This is a genomic window from Aliivibrio sifiae (assembly GCF_002954715.1).
Lineage (GTDB): Bacteria > Pseudomonadota > Gammaproteobacteria > Enterobacterales > Vibrionaceae > Aliivibrio > Aliivibrio sifiae.
Genome location: NZ_MSCP01000001.1, coordinates 513445 through 535512, shown reverse-complemented (window position 1 = coordinate 535512; position 22068 = coordinate 513445). Strand labels below are relative to the sequence as shown.

Genomic DNA, 22068 nt, shown 5'->3' with positions numbered 1-22068 from the left:
TTTCCCTTTAATTACTTAGCAGCTTCAAGAGAAGCAGCGTCATTTACCGCTGCTGCGCTAAGTGATTTAACGATTCGTTTAGTTAAACCAGTAAGAACTTTACCTGGACCAACTTCATATAATGCTTCTACGCCTTGTTCAGCCATTGCTTCTACTACTTCAGTCCAACGTACTGGACAATATAATTGACGAACAAGTGCATCTTTAATTTTTGCAGGATCAGACTCTGCAGCAACATCAACGTTATTAATAACAGGTAATACCGGAGTTGAAAATTCAATGCTTTCTAACGCAACGGCTAACTTGTCAGCAGCTGGTTTCATTAATGCACAATGAGAAGGTACAGATACAGGTAAAGGCAATGCGCGTTTTGCGCCAGCAGCTTTACATAACGCACCTGCGCGCTCAACAGCATCTTTATTACCAGCAATTACCACTTGGCCTGGTGAGTTGAAGTTTACAGGAGAAACGACTTCACCTTGTGCTGCTTCTTCACACGCTTTAGCAATCGAATCATTATCTAAACCGATAATCGCAAACATAGCACCAACACCTGCTGGAACCGCTTCTTGCATCAATTGACCACGTAGTTCAACCAGTTTAATTGCTTCTTTAAAGTCAATAACACCAGCACATACCAGCGCTGAGTATTCACCAAGGCTATGACCTGCTAATACTGTTGGTTGTGTTAAACCTTGTTCTTGCCATACACGCCATAACGCAACAGAGGTCGCTAATAATGCTGGTTGAGTACGAAACGTTTGATTTAAATCTTCCGCAGGGCCATTTTGAACAAGTGACCATAAGTCATAACCTAGCGCTTCTGATGCTTCTGCAAAAGTTTGCGTTACAACTTCGTGTTGCTCACCTAATTCAGCAAGCATGCCAATGGCTTGTGAGCCTTGACCTGGGAAAACGATAGCAAAATTGCTCATGAACATTATTTCCTTTAAATAAGCGTATAAAGAGACTAGACCAATATAAAGGCCTAGTTTCTTACTTAAAACTTAACGAGTGCCGAACCCCACGTAAAACCACCACCAAATGCTTCAAGCAATAGAGTTTGGCCACGTTGAATTCGTCCATCACGTACTGCTTCATCTAATGCTGTTGGCACTGTAGCAGCAGAAGTATTACCGTGACGGTCTAGAGTGACAACAACTTGATCCATTGACATAGATAGTTTTTTCGCTGTTGCTTTAATAATTCGTAAATTAGCTTGATGTGGTACTAACCAATCAAGTTCTGATTTATCCATTTGGTTTTTCTGAAGCGTTTCTTTAACTAGGTTTGATAGCTGAGTAACGGCAACTTTAAAGACTTCATTACCCGCCATATATAACCATTTATCTGCTTCTTCATTTTTACGAGAAGGTACAGGTAAAGAAAGCAACTCACCAAATTTTCCATCAGCATGTAAATGCGTAGAGATAATTCCAGGCTCTTCACTTTGACCAATAACAACCGCACCAGCCCCGTCACCAAACAAAATGACAGTTGAGCGGTCCTCAGGATCACAAGTATGAGAAACAGCATCAGAACCAATAACTAATACATTCTTTGCCATGCCTGTTTTAATGTGTTGGTCTGCAACACTCAATGCATAAACAAAGCCTGAACAAGCTGCTGATAAATCAAATGCAGGGCAACCTTGAATACCTAATAGGCCTTGAACTTCACACGCAGCAGATGGAAATGAGTACGTTGGTGTACTTGTCGCTAGGATAATCAGATCAATATCATTCTTATCGATTCCAGCCATTTCGATTGCATTAACAGAAGCAAGGTGACCCATTGTGGCCACTGATTCATTTTCACCAGCAATGCGGCGTTCACTAATACCTGTACGAGCTAAGATCCACTCATCACTAGTATCGACCATTTTTTCTAAATCCGCATTCGAGCGAATTTGTGCTGGTAAATAGCTACCAGTACCTAAAATTTTGCTATACATGAAGACTAATAATGCCTCTCGAGTAAAACTGCCTCCAAGCGATCACTAATACGGTTAGGTATTTGTCGCTTGACCTCATGAACCGCTTCCTTGATGGCATTGTTAAAGGCAAATACATCTGCACTTCCATGACTCTTAACAACAATGCCACGCAATCCTATCAGACTTGCGCCGTTATACTGGTCGGGGTTCAGCTCTTTTAAGCTAGAAATGACATCACCAAAGAGCCATTTCGCTAAAACTTGTTTAAATTTAGACGTGATCAGGTGTGATTTTAGTTGATCTAAAAATAAATGCGCAACACCTTCACTGGTTTTTAAGCATACATTACCGACAAAACCATCACACACTACTACATCTGCATTGCCTTGATAAAGCTTATCGCCTTCAATATAACCGATAAATTCAATATCTTTGCATTGATGTAGCATTTCTGCGCATCGTTTTATTTGGTCGTTGCCTTTTATTTCTTCTTCACCAATATTCAACAACGCCACTTTGGCTCTGCGTCCTAATGACTGCTCTGCTAATTCAGAACCCATTACGGCAAATTGAAATAACGTCTCAGCATCACACGATACGTTTGCGCCAAGATCAAGCATCCAAGTGCGTTGATTATTTTTCGTAGGTAAAGGACTAATTAATGCAGGACGTTCAACACCAGGGAGAAGCTTCAAGGTAAAACGAGAAAGCCCCATTAAAGCACCAGTATTTCCAGCGCTAATACACGCGCCAGCTTCTTTATTCGCAACTAAATCAATAGCCATTCGCATTGAACTACCACGACTGTGCCGTAGTGCTTTTGAAGGTGGAGTGTTGTTGCCTATAACGCTGTCGCTATGTGCAATAGAAAGTCGTTGATTGGGGGTATAATTTAGATGTGTTAGCTGTGTAGAAATCGCATGACGATCTCCAACAACAATAATTTTTAGCTCTGGGAATTGCGACAATGCCTGCACGATGGCAGGCACTGTAACTTGGGGACCGAAGTCCCCACCCATCGCATCAATTGCAATGGTTAGCTGCTGCAAAGCGTCAACCTTACTTGTTGATTACCTTGCGGCCACGGTAGTAACCGTCAGCTGTAACGTTGTGACGAAGGTGAGTTTCGCCACTAGTTGCGTCTACAGATAATGCACTTGTAGTTAGTGCATCGTGTGAACGACGCATGCCACGCATTGAACGTGATTTCTTGCTCTTTTGTACGGCCATGGACCCTACTCCTCAATTACTGTTGTTTTAAAGATTTTAAAACATCAAACGGATTCGGTTTCTCTTCCTCTTCAGGAATTTCGCCAAATACCAAATTGTTAGATTTGACCTGACAATCTTTAATGTCATGCATAGCGACTTGCGGCAACGCTAGAATGAACTCATCAGTTACCAACTCAACGAGATCAACTTCACCTACTTCATTTAAATCTACAAACTCATATTCCTCAGGAACAAGAGCTGCCTTCTCTTCGCTTAAAAAAGGCGTACACGTAAATGATACATTTAGGTGATGTTCAAAATTTTCATTACAGCGTTGACATTCCAACAACACATTGACGTTAGCTTTACCAGAGATAACGGCTAGTCGTTGTTCGTCAACTTTAAACGACATCGTGACTTCAGCATCACTTTTCACATCTACAGTAGATTCAGCCAAACGCTTTAAAATATCAGATTGGATGATTCCATCGTAGTCTAATCTTCGTTGAGCGTTTTGGATTGCATCAACTGTTCGTGGTAATTTTACCTTTTGCATAGGGCGCGCATCTTATCTTTCTAAAGCCTTCGAGTCAAAGAAAAATGGCAAAAATTATGCTTTTTTTCTTCCCAGTTGCTATTTCAGCAGAGTTGCTAATAATAAACGAAAAATTAAAGAAGAAGAACCCATTATGCAACCAAAACTCATTCTAGCTTCAACATCGCCTTTTCGCCGTTCGATCTTAGAGAAGATCCAAGTTCATTTTGATGCTATTTCACCCAATTGTGATGAAACACCACAAGAAAATGAGTCACCTACTGCACTTGTCACTCGATTAGCAGAACAAAAAGCACGTTCTTGTAACATGAAGGATCCTAATTACTTGATCATAGGATCCGATCAGGTATGCGTAATCAACGGCCAAATTATTGGTAAGCCATTAACACGAGAAAAAGCAATCATTCAGCTTCAAAAAGCCAGTAGTCAAATCATCACTTTTTATACGGGCCTATCGTTACTCAATACGACAACAATGGTCGCAGAAACTCTATGTGAAGAATTCCATGTTCATTTTCGCCGATTAACCTCACAACAAATAGAAAATTACGTTGATAAAGAGATGCCATTATATTGCGCCGGTAGCTTTAAATGTGAAGGTTTAGGTATTGCATTATTTGATAAGTTAGAAGGTAAAGATCCAAACGCACTTATCGGCCTTCCTTTAATATCTTTAATTGACATGTTAGAGCGTCAAAATTTTTCAGTACTTTAGTTTCAATCACAAAAAAGCGATAAGTGTCAGTTCAACACTTATCGCTAGGAAATAACAAAAATATAGGATTACTTCTTAGAACGTAGACCTTTTAGAACTCGTTCTAATTTCGCTTCCATTGGCGCACTGATATCCATCAATTCTTCTGTACTTGGATGAGTAAACTTAATATTTGCCGCATGCAAGAACAATCGATCTAAACCAAATTGACCAGAATAAGCATCAAATCGTCTATCGCCATAACGGTCATCCCAACCAATTGGGTGACCAGCATGTTGAACATGTACGCGAATTTGATGAGTACGACCAGTAATTGGGCTCGCTTGAATTAATGTTGCCTGATCAAACTTTTCTAAAATCTTAAAACGAGTTTCAGAAGGTTTACCATTTGGATTTACACGTACGATACTGTTCACTTCATTTTTAAGTAAAGGAACATTAACTACTTTACAGGTGCTCTTCCATTGACCCATAACTAAAGCAAAATAGTATTTTTGTACTGTTTTGTTTCGGAATTGTTCTTGTAAGCGACGTAATGCTGAACGTTTTTTTGCAATTAAGAGAATTCCAGAAGTATCTCTATCAATTCTGTGTACTAACTCTAAAAAACGAGCGTCAGGGCGCAAAGCACGTAATGCTTCAATCGCACCAAACTTTAAGCCACTACCACCATGCACTGCAGTGCCTGATGGTTTATTTAAAACAAGAAGGTGGTCATCTTCATAAATAATACAACTTTCAAGCTCTGAGACTTTAGACAGTTTAACGCTCGGTAACTCAGGCGCAGTCGACTCAGGAAGCTTCACAGGAGGAATACGAACTAAATCCCCTTCTTGAAGTTTGTATTCTGGTTTAATACGTTTTTTATTTACACGAACTTCGCCTTTACGCACAATTCGGTAAATCATACTTTTTGGTACATTTTTTAAGCGGGCAAGAAGAAAGTTATCGATTCGTTGCCCTGCAAAGTCGTCATCGATCTCGACGAATTGCACTTTAGGTTTATCTTCATTCATTCTCTTATTCTACTGTCTTAATTCTAATTGATGAACCTTTTTTACCTCAGTTTCAAATAATGAAGATTGCTGAGGCTTGATCTGACTGTTATAGTTAGCACCTGAAATCGGCCCAGATGGCCATTTCTTCACCTTGGTGAGCATAAAAGCACCAAAAGAACAAAAAATATACTGCTCGAATGCGGTGATGCAGCAATTGGCGTAAGACATCTATACTGCTTTGAGTTTTTTTGCTTGTTATGCCTAAACCATTTTTTATGTTTTAACGACCGCGAATAATTGCGGATCAGCACTATTTTATCGATAGTGTTGATGTGGATTGTGCCCTAGAGCATCCCTGAGTTCCAGCCGTGAGGCTGCACATGTAATCAGCCTTGGGATCTGGCACCATTTGAAATGGAAGTGGACAAACAAGCTCGACAATTTGTAATGAGTATTCCCTAATGAAAAGAATGTTGATTAACGCAACCCAAAAGGAAGAGTTGCGCGTCGCATTAGTTGATGGCCAACGCCTTTTTGATCTAGATATCGAAAGCCCTGGTCACGAATCTAAGAAAGCAAATATTTATAAAGGCAAAATCACACGTATCGAACCAAGCTTGGAAGCAGCTTTTGTTGATTACGGTGCTGATCGCCACGGTTTCCTTCCCCTTAAGGAAATCGCTAAAGAATATTTCCCACAAGGTTACACTTATCAAGGTCGTCCAAATATTAAGGACGTATTGAAAGAAGGCCAAGAAGTTATTGTTCAAGTTGAAAAAGAAGAGCGTGGCAACAAAGGCGCAGCTTTAACAACGTTCATATCTCTGGCTGGTAGCTACCTTGTTCTTATGCCTAATAACCCTCGTGCTGGCGGTATTTCTCGTCGTATCGAAGGTGAAGAACGTACTCAATTAAAAGCAGCATTAAGCACATTAGAACTACCTCAAGGTATGGGTCTAATTGTTCGTACTGCCGGCGTTGGTAAATCAGCAGAAGAACTTGAATGGGATTTAAACGTACTCCTAAATCATTGGGAAGCCGTTAAACACGCCTCTGAATCAAACCAAGCACCTTTCCTTATTCACCAAGAAAGTAATGTAATTGTTCGCGCAATTCGTGATTACTTACGTCGTGATATTGGCGAGATCTTGATTGATAGCCCAACAATTTTTGATCGTGCTCGTCAGCACATCCAACTTATTCGTCCTGATTTCTTATCTCGCGTTAAGTTGTATGAAGGCGAAGTACCGCTATTCAGCCACTACCAAATTGAAAGCCAGATTGAATCTGCCTTTGAACGTGAAGTGCGCTTACCTTCTGGTGGATCGATTGTTATTGATCCAACAGAAGCTCTTACTTCTATTGATATCAACTCTGCTCGTGCAACAAAAGGCGGCGATATCGAAGAAACAGCATTAAATACTAACCTAGAAGCAGCAGATGAAATTGCTCGCCAATTACGTTTACGTGATTTGGGCGGCCTAGTTGTTATCGACTTCATCGACATGACGCCAGTTCGTCACCAACGTGAAGTAGAAAACCGTATGCGTGAAGCTGTTCGTATGGACCGTGCTCGTGTTCAAATTGGTCGTATTTCTCGCTTTGGTTTATTAGAAATGTCTCGCCAACGCTTAAGCCCGTCTTTAGCTGAAGCAAGTCATCACATTTGTCCTCGTTGTACGGGTACAGGCGTAGTTCGTGATAATGAATCTCTTGCACTTTCTGTACTTCGTTTAATCGAAGAAGAATCTCTAAAAGACAACACAACTCAAGTGCTTGCTGTTGTTCCTGTTGCTATTGCTTCTTACTTACTGAATGAAAAACGTCGTTCCGTTCAGCATATTGAGAAATTCCATAGCGTTCGCGTAATCATTGTTCCGAATTCTGATATGGAAACGCCTCATTTTGAAGTGATTCGTATCCGTGAAGGTGAAGAACAAGAAATGCTGTCTTACCTTCTACCTAAGAAGTTAGAAGCATTACGTGAAGCAGAAGCAAAAGAAGTTCCTGCTATTAATGTTGCACCAAGAAAGCGTGAAGAACCAGTTCTTCAAGGTTTTAGTGCTCCAACTCAAGCAGCGCCAGTAGCTAAAGCTCCAGAAACAAAAACTACAGCACCTAAAGCTTCAGCAACAACAGAAGAAAAACCAGGTTTAATTAACCGTTTCTTCTCTGCGATTGCTAACTTCTTCTCTGCACCAGAAGCAGCGCCTGCTGAAACTGAGAAAAAAGAAGAAGAAAAACCAGCACAACCGCAACGTCGTAATCAAAACCGTAATAACGATCGTCGTCGTAACGAAAATGGTCGTAACAACCGTAATAATCGTCGTAACGGTAATGACAATCGTAACAACAACGAAAATCGTAATGATAATCGTCGTGGTAAGAAAGTTGAAGATGCTCCAGTTGCTGTAACTAAACCAGTAAAAGCAACTGAAAATAAACCAACGAAACAACCTAAAGTTCGCAAAGAAATTGCAGAACAAGGTATTCAGTTGGCAGCTGAAGCGCAACAAACACCTGCGCAAGCATCAGAAAAACCAGCTGAAAAACGCGAGAAGGCAGTTCAAGTAAAACAACGTCGTCAACGTCGTCAGCTACAGAAAAAAGTTCGTACTGGTCAAGCAGTTGAAGCAGAAGTAGAAACTAAAGTTGTCGCAACAACTGAAGTTGAAGCACAAGCACAACAACCTGCAGTAGCAACTGAAGCAAATACAGAGCGTAAAGAAGGACAACGTCGTAATCGCCGTTCACCTCGTCATTTGCGTGCAAGTGGTCAACGCCGTCGTCGTCGTGATCGCCGTCCTGTAAATCCTGCGCGTCTATTTGCTGGTGTTGCATCACCTGAAATGGCTATGGGTAAAGTTTATCCTGATTACGCTCGAATCTTAGAGCAGAAATTAGCTAGACAACAACAAGAAAAATTTGTTGATAACGATACTCAAAATGCACAAGATGAAGCAAACAAACCAACAATAGTGAAAACACTAGTTGGTGGTGTTGCTTTCCCTGAAATGGCGATGGGTAAAGTATTACTTCCTTATGTAGCAACTCCAACTGTTGAAGAAGCAGTTATAGTTGAAGCTCCTATTGTAGAAACACCAGTAGTAGCAACTCCAGCAGCAGTAGAACCGACTAAAGTAGAGGCACCAGTTGCTATCGAACCAGTAGAAGTTATTGTTGAAGAGAAAATCGCTCCTGTTGAAGTAGTAGAACCAACACCTGTTATTGAAGTTGCAATAGAAACGTCATCTAAAGCTGATGTTGTGACTGCTAAGCGACAATATAAAGGTCAAGCATCTTCAGGCATGACAAAAGCAACCGGCCCTACAGAGATTAAAGAAATCACTGTAACAGCTGCAGCATTCAGAACTGAACGCTTTACACCTAAGCAAGCCGGTAGCCAAACAGCTACAGGTAAAGCAAGTGCAGCAATGGCAAAAACAGCTGGTTTATAATTTTTTAGGCACTAGCCTCTAAATAATAAAACCATCTAATTAAGCAAGTTACATTTCGGTGTAACTTGCTTTTTTTATATCAATAATCTGAATAGATATTGAAGTTCATCACGCTTTTCTGTACGATTCGCGCCATACCATGCTTGAAAAACAACCAAGAAGATATCTAAAAATAATGTTTGAATTCCCAAAATTTTCTAATCATTCAGTGAAGAATGATGTTCTATCAGGGTTAACCGTTGCGTTAGCTCTAGTCCCTGAAGCTGTTGCTTTCGCCTTTGTTGCTGGTGTTGACCCTATGGTTGGCCTATATGCTGCTTTCATTGTCGGTTTAATTACATCAATTATTGGTGGTCGCCCAGGAATGATTTCTGGCGCAACTGGCGCAATGGCAGTTGTAATGGTTAGCTTAGTAGCAGTTCACGGCGTACAGTACCTTTTTGCAGCAATCTTACTCGCTGGCCTACTACAAATAACAGCTGGTTTATTCAAATTAGGTAAATTCATTCGTATCGTGCCACACCCAGTGATGATCGGTTTCGTGAACGGTTTAGCTATCGTCATATTCCTTGCTCAATTAGGTCAGTTTAAAGCGCCTGACGCACTAGGTAATTTAGATTGGCTTCAGGGCGACCAAATGATGCTAATGCTTGGCTTGGTTGCTGTAACTATGGCAATTATTCACTTCTTACCTAAATTAACAACAGCAGTACCTTCTTCACTGGTTGCTATCATTGTTGTTACAGGGTTAGTTCAAGGCTTAGGTTTAGATACTCGTACTGTTGTTGATTTTCTACGTACCATGAGTGGTGATGAAGCTGCTACTTTAGCAGGCTCTCTACCTACTTTTGCTGTACCTAATGTTCCATTATCTTTAGAAACACTGTACATAATCTTCCCTTACGCACTTATCTTAGCGGCTATCGGCCTAATTGAATCATTGTTAACTCTAACTGTAATTGATGAAATGACAGGGACTCGTGGCCAATCTAATCGTGAATGTGTAGGTCAAGGCGTTGCAAACGTAACTTGTTCTGTGTTTGGTGCGATGGGGGGTTGTGCGATGATTGGTCAATCTATGATCAACGTTAATTCTGGTGGTCGCGGTCGTCTATCTGGTATTACAGCAGCACTTGCTCTACTTGGCTTTATCTTATTTGCTTCAGGCTTAATTGAGATGATCCCACTAGCAGCATTAGTTGGTGTTATGTTTATGGTAGTTATCGGTACTTTTGAATGGGCAACGTTCAAACTAGCTCGTCGCGTACCAAAACAAGACTTCTTTGTAATTGTATTGGTAACTGTTGTAACGGTTCTAACTGACCTTGCTGTGGCTGTTGGTGTAGGTGTTATTGCATCGGCACTTATGTTTGCATGGCAACACGCAAAACATATTTACTCAACAAACTCTATGAATGATGAAGGCTCTAAAGTATATGAAATTAATGGCCCAATCTTCTTTGGCTCTGCAGCTAATTTCTTAGAATTATTTGATGTAGAGAATGATCCTCAAGATATCATTATTGATTTTGCTACGTCACGCGTCGTAGACCATTCAGCAATTGAAGCTGTTGATACTATTTCTGATCGTTACTCTAAAGCGGGCAAAAAAGTGCATCTTCGTCACTTAAGCCAAGACTGCCATGCTTTATTAAATAAAGCAGGAAGCCTAGTTGAAATTAATGTTCAAGAAGATCCTATCTACAAGGTTGTAAGCCAGTAAATAGAGTTATAATTCAAAAGAATTGATCGATAATAAAAATCCCGATATGGTTATCCTATCGGGATTTTTTATATTTAACTGTCTTGATATTGCTCTGCTATCTTTTTAAATTCCATTTCTACACTTAAAAAAGACTCTACAATAATTGGGTCAAAATGACTGCCCTTACCTTCTAAAATAATATTTCTTGCCTTCTCATGACTAAAACCGGGTTTATAAACTCGTTTTGATATAAGAGCATCATAGACATCAGCCAAAGCCATTAATCGACCAGATAAAGGAATATCGTCACCTTTTAATTGTTGAGGGTAACCACTGCCATTCCATTTCTCATGATGAGTTAGTGCGATTTCTTTAGCCAGTTGCAAGAATGAGCTTTCACCTTCCATTTGAGATTCTGCGACTTCAAGTGCTTTTGCTCCAATAATTGCATGACCTTTCATTATCTCAAATTCTTCATCGGTTAACTTTCCAGGTTTAAGTAAAATAGCATCAGGGATCCCAACCTTACCGACATCATGTAATGGCGCCGATTTAAAAAGTAAATTAATGTAGCTATCTGTTAATACATTGGAGTAGCCTGCTTTCTTTCTTAAATCAAAGGCAAGCACTCGAATATATTCTTGAGTTCGTAATATATGCGCACCCGTTTCGTTATCTCTTGATTCAGCCAAAGCGGATAAACCAACAATAGCAGAATCTCGAGTCTGTTGGATCTCTGTCTGGCTTTCTTCTAAGCTAGATAACATCTTATTAGTTAATGAAGCTAAAACACCAAATTCGTCATTATTATAAACAGGTAAGCGATCACTCAGAGCACCTCCTGCTACGTTATTTAATGTTTTCTCTTTCATATTTAAAATAAGTGATAATTTCTTTCCCCACAAAAATACGACTGAGAATGTGTATAGAAAAAGAATAAAACTCACAAAAATAAACTCTTTAATTATGCTTATTTTACCTTCACCACTTAAATAATAGTTCTCAGCACTTTCTAACCAAAATAAATCTTTAACTGCGATCATGACTAATGTAGTTGTTAATGCGATGACAAGTAGAACAATTAACATCGTAAATTGTTGGGTTATAGATTCCCTATCTCCATGCAGAACGGTATTAACTGCGAATTGCTTAGGCATATTTTCATAGCGTTCAATCAATCTAATTTGTGTTGTTATTATTCCAGTAAATACCCCTAAGATTACCATGCCAAAAATAACTTTAAGGTTACTTTCAATTGGGAAACCATAAATCGTCCCCATATAAGCTGACATAACTAATCCAAACAAAGAAAACAAGACAACTTCTGTTGCAAATGAGGATTTCAGACTAAAGAAAGTAAGACGGGGGATGACGAAAAATCGACTTATTAACATTAATATAAATGTCATATTGACCTCAAAAAAGACAACACCTCGAGGTAAGGATTCAATAAAAGGACAAACAAATACACCGTAAAAAGCAAAAACAACCGCAGCGAAAACATATAAGCAAGTAATGCTCTTTTTATTTAATTTATAATTCATTTCTATGACTCTATTTTATAATTAACACAATCATCACACTAACAAAGATAAATTTCAATCCGACCTCTGTTATGAACAGGTTCCACTCTTATTTATTCATTGCTATGATTCAAGATCTAACATGGAGAGAATAATGAATAGCAGCTCAAAAGATGAACGTTACAAACAACGTCAATCAAAGATAAAAGAGAACGTCGATAAGCGTGTAGAAGAAGCACAAATAGAAAAAGGCTTATTAATTGTTGTTACTGGTAATGGAAAAGGGAAAACAACATCTGGCTTTGGAACAGTAGCGAGAGCAGTTGGCCATGGATTAAATTGTGTTGTTGCTCAATTTATCAAAGGCACATGGGACTGTGGTGAAAGAAATCTACTAGAAGGCCACGGCGTTCCCTTTCATGTAATGAAAACAGGCTTCACTTGGAATACTCAAGATAAAACAGCGGATACAGAAGCAGCACAACGAGTATGGCAAGAATGTAAGAAAAGCTTATCAGACGACTCTATTGACTTAGTTTTATTGGATGAGATGACTTATATGGTCACATACGGCTATATAGACTTAGATGAGTTAAAAGCGGCATTAAATAATCGTCCAAAAATGCAATCTGTTGTCATTACTGGGCGAGCTGCGCACCGTGAATTAATAGAAATGGCAGATACTGTTTCTGAAGTTCGTAGTGTTAAACACGCGTTTGATTCTGGAGTAAAAGCATTGAAAGGCATAGATTGGTAAGTAGCACCAATTTCAGTAATAAAAAATGGCCTGCATTATTAATATTACAGGCCATTTTCTATTGCGCTATTATTAAGTTAGGTTAATTAAACAATCCTTTTAACAATTTATTCGCTGCTTCTTTTACCTTTTCGTCCTTAATTTTATCGCCATATTTTTCTTCTAACTTCTCAATACCACGATCAATTTCTTTTTTCGCTTTCTGTTGCATTACATCATCAAATTCAAGTTTATACTTTGGTTTTATCCAAGGACCTGTAATTCGGATAGGGATTGTGACATCTTTAAGATCATTAATATCTTTACCGCCCTGACCTTTCAAAGATCCAACGATTGATGTTTTAATTAGCATGTTCGCCGTTTCATTAATGTAGTGTGCAGATCCTTCACCATGAATTCTTAACAATGGTGAAACCATCTTAATATTTTTAGTCGTTGCATTACCTTTCGCTAAATAAAAGTCTGCAGACAATGCACTAAAGTCTGTTTTTTCTGCCTCTTCACTGCCTTTAACTTTTTCACCTTTAATTTTGGCATAAGTAGTTCTGATCAATAGTGGAATATTTACCCCGTTTACCGCACCATCGGCAAAATTAATCGACGCTTTACCTTTTAAGTTTTGTTTCAATGCTGTCGGTTTTAAACTCTGACCTGAAATATTAAGGGTAATATTACCTGTACCTTCGATTAGGCTTTCTCCCATAACATCAATTAGCAATGGGGCGACTTTAACACCTTTAATTGCTTGCTTAATCGCATAGCTTGGTGTCGGCTTACGAGCATCAAGAGTCGCCGTCATATCAATAGCACCACTGTATAAATCAGAATAGAACTTACTTAGCTTAAATACTCCTCGATTTATCGAAAACACCGATTCTACATTCTGCATTTTTGCATTATTGGCTTTAAATTTATCAATGATGATAATACCTGCAACATCTAATGTTTTTAATGCACTTAAATCAGGTTCAACTTCTTTAACTGGTTTTGATGTGCTATTTGATGTCCCTGTTTTCACTTTTCCATCGGCTACTTGAGTATCACCTTTTGGTAATGTTGCTAATAATGCATCAACATCAATATTAGGACTACGTAAAGAAAAGTGGACTTTAGGAATATCTTTTAACTCAACACTCGCTTTACCGGTAAAATCAGTATCAACAGCTGATAAGGTAAGTTTTTCTACCTTTAATAAGGACTTACTTAAATCAAATGAACTATCAAAACCAATAACGGCAGTAACGTCTTCATTTGGTAAACCTTTACCTTTTACGTTATTGGTACTTTTAAATGACTTAATGCGGATAAGATCTAATGTGTTAGGTACATTAACGGCAAAAGAAGAATCGGAGTTAACCATCAACTCATTTGCCTTTCCTTTTGCAATAAGTTTAATGTTAGCCCACTCACCAAAAGAAAATTGATCAATCGTGAAGGTAATGTCATCAAATTTATTCACAGCATCTGAATATGATGCCATAAACTCAGTTTGTTTTAAGGATGCTGCATCCAATGTGGTTGCGATATTTAAATCAGTTTTACCAGCAAGTGATATTTTCTGTTGACCTAAATCGCCTTTCACATCAAACGTTAAGCGCGCCCATTCTCCCGGACTAAATTGAGACAATGATAAATTGATATCATTTAATTTTGTCTTTGACCCTGCTCTATCATCTTGAATAAGCACTTCTGCATTCGTTAAGGCAATGCCTTCTAGTGTGATTTTCCAATCGTTAATACTTGTGCTTGGTTGAGAGTGTTCACTAGTGTTAGCTGCTACATTCACCTCTTCTGATACTGACGCTTCAGGTCCTACTTCAGCTTTCTTAGGTGTTAAGCTATCAAGGTTAGTCGAACCATCTTTTAATGTATGTAATGTAAAAGAAGCACCATCTAAAGTAACTAATCCTATATTTATTTCATGGTGAAATAATGGTCGTACATTAAGATCCAAAATTGCATTATCAAACTTCACTAAATCTGATGTCGCAAATCCTTTAGGGTTGCTTAAGGCTGTCTTTCCTATAGAAAAACCGATAGATGGAAAAAATCGCCATTCAATATCACCATCAATGCTTAATTGACGACCCGTTTGAGCTTCAACTTGCTCTTTTATCAAAGGTTTAAAGTCGTTAGGGTTAACAAGTAATACCAGCACCAATAAAGCGGCAATGATAGCGATAAAGGGTATGCTAATTAATAGGGCTATTTTTTTCACGGCCAAAATCCATCTAATGTATTGAAATGGTAACAAGAGTGTTAATTATGCCACTACTTAAGCATAATAAACATAGGGTTACCTATAGTTATATACCTAAATAACAGGAAGTGACAGAAATCAGACAAAAAAAAGGCCAACGATAACGTCGACCTATTTATTTAATTGCGTTTTATTATGCTTTCAATAAACGAGAAATGTGTGCTTTTAATACATCAATTGCAATGCGGTTTTTACCACCACGTGGAACGATAATGTCAGCATGTTGCTTAGATGGATCAATAAATTGCATGAACATTGGGCGAACTGTTTTTTGATATTGTTCAAATACCGACTCCATAGTACGGCCACGTTCTTCTACATCACGTTTAGCGCGACGTAATAAGCAAATATCTAAAGGTGTATCCATGAACACACTTGCGTGCATTAAATTACGTAAACGAGGATCTGTTAATAGTAAAATACCTTCAAGAATAATTACTTTCTTTGGCGTCATTACTTCAACATCAGTAGTACGAGTGTGTTCAGTGTAGCTATAAGTCGGAATATTAACCGCTTCACCACGCATTAACTGCTCAAGATGCTCACTTAATAATTGGTGATCAAGTGCATTTGGGTGATCGTAATTCGTTTTGACTCTTTCTTCCATGGTCAGGTGGCTTTGGTCCTTGTAGTAACTGTCTTCAGTTATTACGCCAATTTGGTGGTCGCCAACTTTTGCTCGTAGTTCGTTATAAATAGTCGAAGCGATCAAACTCTTACCTGAAGCTGATGCGCCTGCAATACCTACGATAATACAGTGATGATTACTGTTCTCTGACATAAAAGATACCTAAAGTGTGCGAGATACGGTTATTAAAATAAAACCGCCTGATTATAAGGATTACTCACCACACTTTCCACCGAAAATTACACATAAGTGTGAAGCTACAATGACTTGAACATTATTTGGTCAGCAACAACCTCTCCCTGCCAATATAAACGGCTTGAAACTTGTTCAGCTAATTCAATATAGAGTCGGCTGTGTGCACTAGAAGCATTAGACGTAACGCTTGGGGTGCCAGAATCAGTCTCACTACGAATATCAATATGTAAAGGAAGTTGTCCTAATAAAGGAATTGAATAATGTTGTGCCATTAATGCGGCGCCACCAGTACCGAAAATCGCTTCTTCATGACCGCAATTAGAACAAATATGTATACTCATATTTTCTACAACACCAACAACAGGGATCTCTACTTTCGTAAACATATTTACTCCTTTTATAGCGTCTGTTAACGCTAAATCTTGTGGTGTTGTTACGATAACCGCTCCTGTGGTTGGGATCTGTTGTGACAAAGTAAGCTGAATATCACCTGTGCCTGGTGGCATATCAATAATCAAATAATCTAAATCAGGCCATAACGTTTCATTCACCAATTGCGATAATGCTTTCGATGCCATAGGACCACGCCATACTGCAGCTTCTGACTTATCAACCAAATAACCAATCGAGTTACTGTAAATGCCGTGGGCTTCAACTGGCATCATTCGATTATTATCAACAATGTTTGGTTTCTTATCTTCAACACCTAGCATTAGGGGAACTGAGGGACCATAGATATCGGCATCTAAGATCCCAACTCTCGCTCCTAAATATTGGAGAGCTAACGCTAAATTAACAGCAGTCGTAGATTTACCTACTCCGCCTTTACCAGAGCTGACTGCAATAATATTTTTAACACCTTTAACCGCTTGCTTATCTGTTTTTAATGTTGCGACTTTAAATGTCACGGTCAACTCTAAAGGAGAAAGGTTAAGTTGTTTTTTTTGCTCTGTAACCCACGAAAGTAAATTATGTTCCACTGAGTTAGAAACAAAAGGCAATGTTACAGTAATAATTCCCGCGGCAGAGATAGAGACCATATTAGGGATCTCCGCCCAGCCTTCACAAAGCTGTGGATGTGTAAAATCATTGAGCCAATTTTTAATCTCTGCCATCGTTGTAAATGCCATCTTGTCACTCCTCAGTTATTTTTACTCATCCTATCACTAAATGAACCCTTGATCCTCTATGCATTCAGGCTCGCATCAGGTACTATTTATCTCTTAAAATTTTCACCCATCACATTAAGCGAAAGAGAAGATATGGCTACAGATCCGAGAAAAATTCTGGTTACATGTGCCCTACCGTATGCAAACGGTTCAATCCACTTAGGCCACATGCTTGAGCATATCCAAGCGGATATCTGGGTTCGTTACCAACGTTTACGCGGCAACGACGTTAACTTTATTTGTGCAGATGACGCTCACGGCACACCAATCATGCTTAAAGCTCAACAGATGGGTATCACTCCTGAAGAAATGATTGCAGCAGTTAGCGAAGAGCATCAAAAAGATTTCGCAGGCTTCGACATCAGCTTTGATAACTATCACAGCACACACAGTGATGAAAACCGAGAATTAGCTTCTCATATCTATTTAGAGCTAAAAAAGAATGGTTTTATTACTAGTCGTACTATCTCTCAGTTATTTGATCCTGAAAAAGAGATGTTCTTACCTGACCGTTTTGTAAAAGGCACATGCCCAAAATGTAAGTCAGAAGAGCAATACGGTGATAACTGTGATAACTGTGGCGAAACTTACAGCCCTACTGATTTAATCAACCCTAAATCAGCCGTTTCAGGTGCTACACCTGTAATGAAAGATTCAGAGCATTTCTTTTTTGACTTACCTCAATTTGAAAGCATGCTAAAAGAATGGACTCGTTCTGGTTCTCTGCAAACTGAAACAGCAAACAAAATGCAAGAGTGGTTTGAGTCTGGTTTGCAGCAATGGGATATCTCTCGTGATGCACCTTATTTTGGTTTTGAAATCCCTGGCGAAACAAACAAGTTCTTCTACGTTTGGCTAGATGCCCCAATTGGCTACATGGGTTCATTTAAAAACCTGTGTAACAAGCGTGACGATCTAAACTTTGATGAATACTGGAAGAAAGACAGCACAACAGAGCTTTACCACTTCATCGGTAAAGACATTGTTTACTTCCACAGCCTATTCTGGCCTGCAATGCTAGAAGGCTCAGGTTTCCGTAAGCCAAACAATGTATTTGTTCATGGTTACGTTACTGTGAATGGCGCAAAAATGTCTAAATCAAAAGGCACATTCATTAAAGCAGGTACTTACTTAAATCACTTAGATCCTGAGTGTTTACGTTACTACTACGCAGCTAAACTTAACAGCCGTATTGATGATCTTGATTTAAACCTTGAAGATTTCACTCAACGTGTAAACTCTGATGTTGTAAACAAGATTGTTAACCTAGCTTCTCGTAACGCTGGCTTCATTACTAAACGTTTTGATGGCAAACTTTCTGATAACTTTGTTGCTCCTGAGCTTTACAACGAATTTGTTGCTGCTGAAAGTCGCATTGCTGATCTATACGAAACTCGTGAATTTAGTCGTGCTATTCGTGAAATTACCGCGCTTGCTGATAAAGCAAACCAGTACATTGACGAAAAAGCACCTTGGGTTCTTGCGAAAGAAGAAGGTAAAGAACAAGAGCTACAAGAAGTCGCTTCTGTTGGTATTAACCTATTCCGTGTATTAATGGCTTATCTAAAACCAGTAATGCCTGAGCTTGCAGCACGAACTGAAGCATTCTTAAATGAAACACTTACGTGGGAAGCTATTGCACAACCACTAACGTCTCATGAAATCACTAAGTTCAAAGCACTATTTGCTCGTATTGATCCTAAAAAGGTAGAAGCAATGGTTGAAGCATCAAAAGAAGATGCAGCAATTGAAATGGCAGCAAAAGAGAAAGCAGAAGCGGAAAAAGAAAAAGCAAGCCAAACTGAACTAGACAAAGAACCAATCGCGGATGAGATTGAATTCGATGCGTTCGAAGCTGTTGATATGCGTATTGCTCGTATTATCTCTTGTGAAGAAGTTCCAAAGGCAAACAAACTGCTTAAATTCCAACTAGACATCGGCGGTGAAACTCGTCAAGTATTCTCTGGGATTAAATCAGCATATAAACCTGAAGAGCTAGAAGGCAAGCTAACTGTTATGGTTGCTAACCTTAAACCTCGTAAGATGAAGTTTGGTATGTCTGAAGGTATGATCCTAGCAGCAGGCCCTGGTGGTAAAGATCTTTGGATCCTTGAACCACACGAAGGTGCTCAACCTGGTATGCGTGTAATGTAATTCTTTTTTTAAAGAAGCTTACAAACAAAAATAGAGACCAAATGGTCTCTATTTTTTTATCTATTTATAGGTGATTACAAGTTTAGAATTTTTCAGCTATCAAATTACAAACTTATAAAACTGACGCTAAAGAAAGGTTAATCTCATTTAATACTTGCGATGGATTCTCAGCTTGTGTAATTGGGCGACCAATCACTAAGTAATCTGAGCCTGAAGTCACCGCATCAACTGGTGTCATAATACGTTTTTGGTCCCCTACAGCAGAACCTGCAGGGCGAATACCAGGAGTCACTAACTTAAATTCCTTACCAAGGTCAGCTTTTAACATGGTTGCTTCTTGAGCTGAACATACAACACCATCTAATCCACTATTCTTAGTCAACATCGCAAGACGTTTAACTTGTTCTTGTGGTGCGATATCCAAACCAATACCCGCTAAATCTTGCTGCTCCATGCTAGTTAAGACAGTAACACCAATAAGTAATGGGCGATCTTTACCATACGGTTCTAAGATTTCACGTGATGCCGCCATCATACGCTCACCACCGCTCGCATGAACATTAACCATCCATACTCCCATTTCAGCAGCTGCTCTTACTGCTTTTGAACAGGTATTAGGAATATCATGAAATTTTAAATCTAGAAAAACAGAAAAACCACGCTTATGAAGTTCCTTTACAAACTCAGGGCCAAATAGAGTAAACATCTCTTTACCCACTTTTAATCGGCATGAACTAGGATCAATTTTATCAATAAATGCTAATGCATCTGATTGATTATCATAGTCCAACGCAACGATTACCTTTTGGTCTTTCATTTTCTATCCTTATTTATATTTATTTTAATCAAAAAAAGAGGCACTCATGCGCCTCTTAATTATTCACCGTCTAAGCCTCTAATCGGCTTAATAACACCCCACCCTTTACAAGAAGGGCATTGCCAAAATAAACGATGCGCAGAAAAACCACATTTACTGCATCGATAATTTGGTTTCATTTTTAACTGTTCACCAACCAAATTTTGTAAACTTGAAAGGCTTGCCTTTGCGCGACCATCCTCAGCTTCATCTACGTGATAACCCATTAAGCGATAAAAGCCTTTCATGGTTGGATTCTTAAGAAGCTGCTTAGTCATATAACCTTGAGCTAATGCTGTACCTTCATGTTTCGCTATCAAATTTGATAACATCAACTCAGCACTTGCACCTGCCCCTTTTGAAATGGCTTCTTTTAAGAAATTTAGTAATGCACCTTCTCGATCCAGCTGTTCGTAGCATTCAGCGAGTAAAGGTAATGCCTCACTAATAAATTCAATATCTTGATCTAAAACTGACTCTAACTGGCTTACCGCACCTTTAAAGTTATCTTCTTCCATTAATAATTTGGCCATCATAATAGAGGCACGGACACATTGATTATCAATAGATAAGGCTTTCTTCAGGTTTTGCTTAGCTTTATTAATATGGCTATCTGCTAGTTCTTGCATTGCCAATTCACAATAATAATGAGCAATATCTGGTTTTAATTTCTTTTTTCCCATTTTAACTAAGCTATTTGCAAAGTTAATTGCTTGTTCCCATTCACGGGTTTGTTGATGAATTGCAACAAGCTGCATTAATGCAGCTTCTCTGTGATCTGGTTCATCAACAAGCTGTTCAAAAATCTTTTCTGCTCGATCAAGAATACCTGCAACCATGTAGTCTTTAGCCAGTTGCTGCAGAGCAATATTACGTTGATCTAATGTCAGGTTTGGACGAGCAATGAGGTTTTGATGAATTTTAATGGCACGATCAACCTCACCTCGGCTTCTAAAAAGATTACCTAAGGCTAAATGAGTATCTATAGTATCGCTATCAACTTGAAGTAGTTCAATGAAGTGATCTACCGCTTTATCTGACTGATCAGAAAGCAATAGATTTAACCCCGTCACATACTGGCGTGACAGGTGATTTGTATCTCTTTGACGTTGTTGTCTCGCACTCCTGTTACCCATATACCAGCCATATCCGGCAGCAATAGGTAATAATAGGAATAGCAGCTCTAACATTAAGTCATTACCCTTTTGTTGAGTCTAAGCGTAATTTATCCAATTCGATGGTTTTCTTTTCAAGACGTTTACGTAAACGACGTTGGGTCATGCTGGCTTTTAAATACATACTGCCACAGATTAACCAACCCAAGCCAAAACCAGTCGCAAAGAAAATACCAAGTAAAGTTGATAGTTGGAAATCGCCTTGTGCTAATAAATAATTAAAATTAACTACGATCTGATTCTGTGCGCCAACAGCGAGTGAAATCAGAAATAAAGCAATTAATAAAACTGCAATTACAATTTTCACTGGTCTTCCCTCCAGTTAATGAATATCTAACAATATATTATTTTACTGCTCTAAAGATACACCTAAATGCACTGAAAATGAACATAAAAAAACGGCATACTCAAAAGTATGCCGTTTTTATATACTAATTTACATTAGCTGAAATTCACACGTTCACGCAGTTCTTTACCTGGTTTAAAGTGAGGAACAAACTTACCGTCTAATTCAACCTTATCACCAGTTTTCGGATTACGACCTAAACGAGGCTCTCGATAGTGTAGAGAAAAACTACCAAAACCACGAATCTCTATACGATCACCGCCTTCTAGCGTTGTTGCCATCTGTTCAAGGATTTCCTTGACTGTATCTTCAACCTGCTTAGCAGAAAGTTGAGGCTTTTTACTACACAGTTGTTCAATCAGTTCAGATTTTGTCATAAATGACCTCCTACGTTATCGAAAGAAAAGGGAGCATTACGCTCCCTT

At 38.8% G+C, this 22068-nt stretch carries 19 protein-coding genes; 5 read left to right on the top strand and 14 right to left on the bottom strand.

Translation table 11 applies throughout. From position 1 onward, the window contains the following. Nucleotides 1-11: 11 nt before the first annotated feature. The 5 genes from fabD to yceD form a co-directional block, all read right to left on the bottom strand. Complete coding sequence (fabD, locus tag BTO23_RS02390; protein WP_060991455.1) at nucleotides 12-935, bottom strand: ACP S-malonyltransferase; 924 nt, start codon at nucleotides 933-935, stop codon at nucleotides 12-14. A gap of 65 nt (nucleotides 936-1000) precedes the next feature. Beyond that, nucleotides 1001-1954 (bottom strand): beta-ketoacyl-ACP synthase III, encoded by a 954-nt coding sequence (locus BTO23_RS02385; protein ID WP_060991456.1) that lies wholly within the window; start codon nucleotides 1952-1954, stop codon nucleotides 1001-1003. Between the two features lie 5 nt (nucleotides 1955-1959). Next, a complete protein-coding gene (gene plsX / locus BTO23_RS02380) occupies nucleotides 1960-2985 on the bottom strand; it encodes a phosphate acyltransferase PlsX (RefSeq protein ID WP_060991457.1) in 1026 nt (341 codons plus the stop codon). A 10-nt stretch (nucleotides 2986-2995) separates the two neighbouring features. Further along, nucleotides 2996-3166 carry a 50S ribosomal protein L32 gene (gene rpmF / locus BTO23_RS02375; RefSeq protein WP_060991458.1) on the bottom strand — a complete coding sequence of 57 codons (171 nt, stop codon included), beginning with the start codon at nucleotides 3164-3166 and terminating at the stop codon, nucleotides 2996-2998. Nucleotides 3167-3182: 16 nt separating this feature from the next. Next, complete coding sequence (gene yceD / locus BTO23_RS02370) at nucleotides 3183-3704, bottom strand: 23S rRNA accumulation protein YceD (RefSeq protein ID WP_060991459.1); 522 nt, start codon at nucleotides 3702-3704, stop codon at nucleotides 3183-3185. Between the two features lie 133 nt (nucleotides 3705-3837). On the opposite strand from yceD, the gene BTO23_RS02365 reads away from it, so the two are divergent. Next, nucleotides 3838-4419, top strand: a complete 582-nt coding sequence (locus BTO23_RS02365; RefSeq protein ID WP_060991460.1) for a Maf family protein — start codon at nucleotides 3838-3840, stop codon at nucleotides 4417-4419. Nucleotides 4420-4487: 68 nt separating this feature from the next. Here BTO23_RS02365 and rluC read toward each other — a convergent pair whose 3' ends face one another. Further along, the gene (gene rluC, locus BTO23_RS02360; protein ID WP_060991461.1) at nucleotides 4488-5435 is read right to left on the bottom strand and encodes a 23S rRNA pseudouridine(955/2504/2580) synthase RluC; all 948 of its coding nucleotides are present in this window, start codon (nucleotides 5433-5435) and stop codon (nucleotides 4488-4490) included. A 443-nt stretch (nucleotides 5436-5878) separates the two neighbouring features. Between rluC and rne the strand changes: the two genes are divergently transcribed. Beyond that, a complete protein-coding gene (gene rne, locus BTO23_RS02355; RefSeq protein ID WP_105062876.1) occupies nucleotides 5879-8875 on the top strand; it encodes a ribonuclease E in 2997 nt (998 codons plus the stop codon). A gap of 175 nt (nucleotides 8876-9050) precedes the next feature. Next, on the top strand, nucleotides 9051-10598 hold the full coding sequence (locus tag BTO23_RS02350) for a SulP family inorganic anion transporter (RefSeq protein WP_060991463.1): 1548 nt from the start codon (nucleotides 9051-9053) through the stop codon (nucleotides 10596-10598). A 74-nt stretch (nucleotides 10599-10672) separates the two neighbouring features. On the opposite strand, the gene BTO23_RS02345 is transcribed toward BTO23_RS02350, so the two are convergent. Next, a complete protein-coding gene (locus tag BTO23_RS02345) occupies nucleotides 10673-12124 on the bottom strand; it encodes an HD domain-containing phosphohydrolase (RefSeq protein ID WP_061030168.1) in 1452 nt (483 codons plus the stop codon). A gap of 133 nt (nucleotides 12125-12257) precedes the next feature. Between BTO23_RS02345 and cobO the strand changes: the two genes are divergently transcribed. Then, complete coding sequence (cobO, locus tag BTO23_RS02340) at nucleotides 12258-12860, top strand: cob(I)yrinic acid a,c-diamide adenosyltransferase (RefSeq protein WP_060991465.1); 603 nt, start codon at nucleotides 12258-12260, stop codon at nucleotides 12858-12860. 82 nt (nucleotides 12861-12942) lie between these two features. On the opposite strand, the gene BTO23_RS02335 is transcribed toward cobO, so the two are convergent. From BTO23_RS02335 to apbC, 3 genes are all read right to left on the bottom strand, one after another. Beyond that, nucleotides 12943-15078, bottom strand: coding sequence for an AsmA family protein (locus tag BTO23_RS02335; protein ID WP_061030170.1), 2136 nt, complete (start codon nucleotides 15076-15078; stop codon nucleotides 12943-12945). A 175-nt stretch (nucleotides 15079-15253) separates the two neighbouring features. Beyond that, nucleotides 15254-15901, bottom strand: coding sequence for a uridine kinase (gene udk / locus BTO23_RS02330; RefSeq protein ID WP_060991467.1), 648 nt, complete (start codon nucleotides 15899-15901; stop codon nucleotides 15254-15256). 104 nt (nucleotides 15902-16005) lie between these two features. Continuing rightward, nucleotides 16006-17073: an iron-sulfur cluster carrier protein ApbC gene (gene apbC, locus BTO23_RS02325; RefSeq protein ID WP_061030175.1), complete on the bottom strand. Its 1068-nt coding sequence runs from the start codon at nucleotides 17071-17073 to the stop codon at nucleotides 16006-16008. Between the two features lie 132 nt (nucleotides 17074-17205). Between apbC and metG the strand changes: the two genes are divergently transcribed. After that, nucleotides 17206-19266, top strand: coding sequence for a methionine--tRNA ligase (metG, locus tag BTO23_RS02320; protein WP_105062875.1), 2061 nt, complete (start codon nucleotides 17206-17208; stop codon nucleotides 19264-19266). 112 nt (nucleotides 19267-19378) lie between these two features. Here metG and pyrF read toward each other — a convergent pair whose 3' ends face one another. From pyrF to ihfB, 4 genes are all read right to left on the bottom strand, one after another. Next, complete coding sequence (pyrF, locus tag BTO23_RS02315; RefSeq protein ID WP_061002922.1) at nucleotides 19379-20083, bottom strand: orotidine-5'-phosphate decarboxylase; 705 nt, start codon at nucleotides 20081-20083, stop codon at nucleotides 19379-19381. A 59-nt stretch (nucleotides 20084-20142) separates the two neighbouring features. Continuing rightward, on the bottom strand, nucleotides 20143-21312 hold the full coding sequence (gene lapB / locus BTO23_RS02310) for a lipopolysaccharide assembly protein LapB (RefSeq protein ID WP_060991471.1): 1170 nt from the start codon (nucleotides 21310-21312) through the stop codon (nucleotides 20143-20145). Between the two features lie 7 nt (nucleotides 21313-21319). Beyond that, nucleotides 21320-21604 carry a LapA family protein gene (locus BTO23_RS02305; RefSeq protein ID WP_060991472.1) on the bottom strand — a complete coding sequence of 95 codons (285 nt, stop codon included), beginning with the start codon at nucleotides 21602-21604 and terminating at the stop codon, nucleotides 21320-21322. A 134-nt stretch (nucleotides 21605-21738) separates the two neighbouring features. Continuing rightward, complete coding sequence (ihfB, locus tag BTO23_RS02300) at nucleotides 21739-22020, bottom strand: integration host factor subunit beta (protein ID WP_045102545.1); 282 nt, start codon at nucleotides 22018-22020, stop codon at nucleotides 21739-21741. Nucleotides 22021-22068 lie beyond the last annotated feature (48 nt).

Excerpts from the sequence above, each read along its gene's own strand:
- fabD (WP_060991455.1), bottom strand. The coding sequence starts at position 935 with ATGAGCAATTTTGCTATCGTTTTCCCAGGTCAAGGCTCACAAGCCATT.
- BTO23_RS02385 (WP_060991456.1), bottom strand. The coding sequence starts at position 1,954 with ATGTATAGCAAAATTTTAGGTACTGGTAGCTATTTACCAGCACAAATT.
- rpmF (WP_060991458.1), bottom strand. The coding sequence starts at position 3,166 with ATGGCCGTACAAAAGAGCAAGAAATCACGTTCAATGCGTGGCATGCGT.
- yceD (WP_060991459.1), bottom strand. The coding sequence starts at position 3,704 with ATGCAAAAGGTAAAATTACCACGAACAGTTGATGCAATCCAAAACGCT.
- BTO23_RS02365 (WP_060991460.1), top strand. The coding sequence starts at position 3,838 with ATGCAACCAAAACTCATTCTAGCTTCAACATCGCCTTTTCGCCGTTCG.
- rluC (WP_060991461.1), bottom strand. The coding sequence starts at position 5,435 with ATGAATGAAGATAAACCTAAAGTGCAATTCGTCGAGATCGATGACGAC.
- rne (WP_105062876.1), top strand. The coding sequence starts at position 5,879 with ATGAAAAGAATGTTGATTAACGCAACCCAAAAGGAAGAGTTGCGCGTC.
- BTO23_RS02350 (WP_060991463.1), top strand. The coding sequence starts at position 9,051 with ATGTTTGAATTCCCAAAATTTTCTAATCATTCAGTGAAGAATGATGTT.
- BTO23_RS02345 (WP_061030168.1), bottom strand. The coding sequence starts at position 12,124 with ATGAATTATAAATTAAATAAAAAGAGCATTACTTGCTTATATGTTTTC.
- cobO (WP_060991465.1), top strand. The coding sequence starts at position 12,258 with ATGAATAGCAGCTCAAAAGATGAACGTTACAAACAACGTCAATCAAAG.
- udk (WP_060991467.1), bottom strand. The coding sequence starts at position 15,901 with ATGTCAGAGAACAGTAATCATCACTGTATTATCGTAGGTATTGCAGGC.
- apbC (WP_061030175.1), bottom strand. The coding sequence starts at position 17,073 with ATGGCATTTACAACGATGGCAGAGATTAAAAATTGGCTCAATGATTTT.
- metG (WP_105062875.1), top strand. The coding sequence starts at position 17,206 with ATGGCTACAGATCCGAGAAAAATTCTGGTTACATGTGCCCTACCGTAT.
- pyrF (WP_061002922.1), bottom strand. The coding sequence starts at position 20,083 with ATGAAAGACCAAAAGGTAATCGTTGCGTTGGACTATGATAATCAATCA.
- lapB (WP_060991471.1), bottom strand. The coding sequence starts at position 21,312 with ATGTTAGAGCTGCTATTCCTATTATTACCTATTGCTGCCGGATATGGC.
- ihfB (WP_045102545.1), bottom strand. The coding sequence starts at position 22,020 with ATGACAAAATCTGAACTGATTGAACAACTGTGTAGTAAAAAGCCTCAA.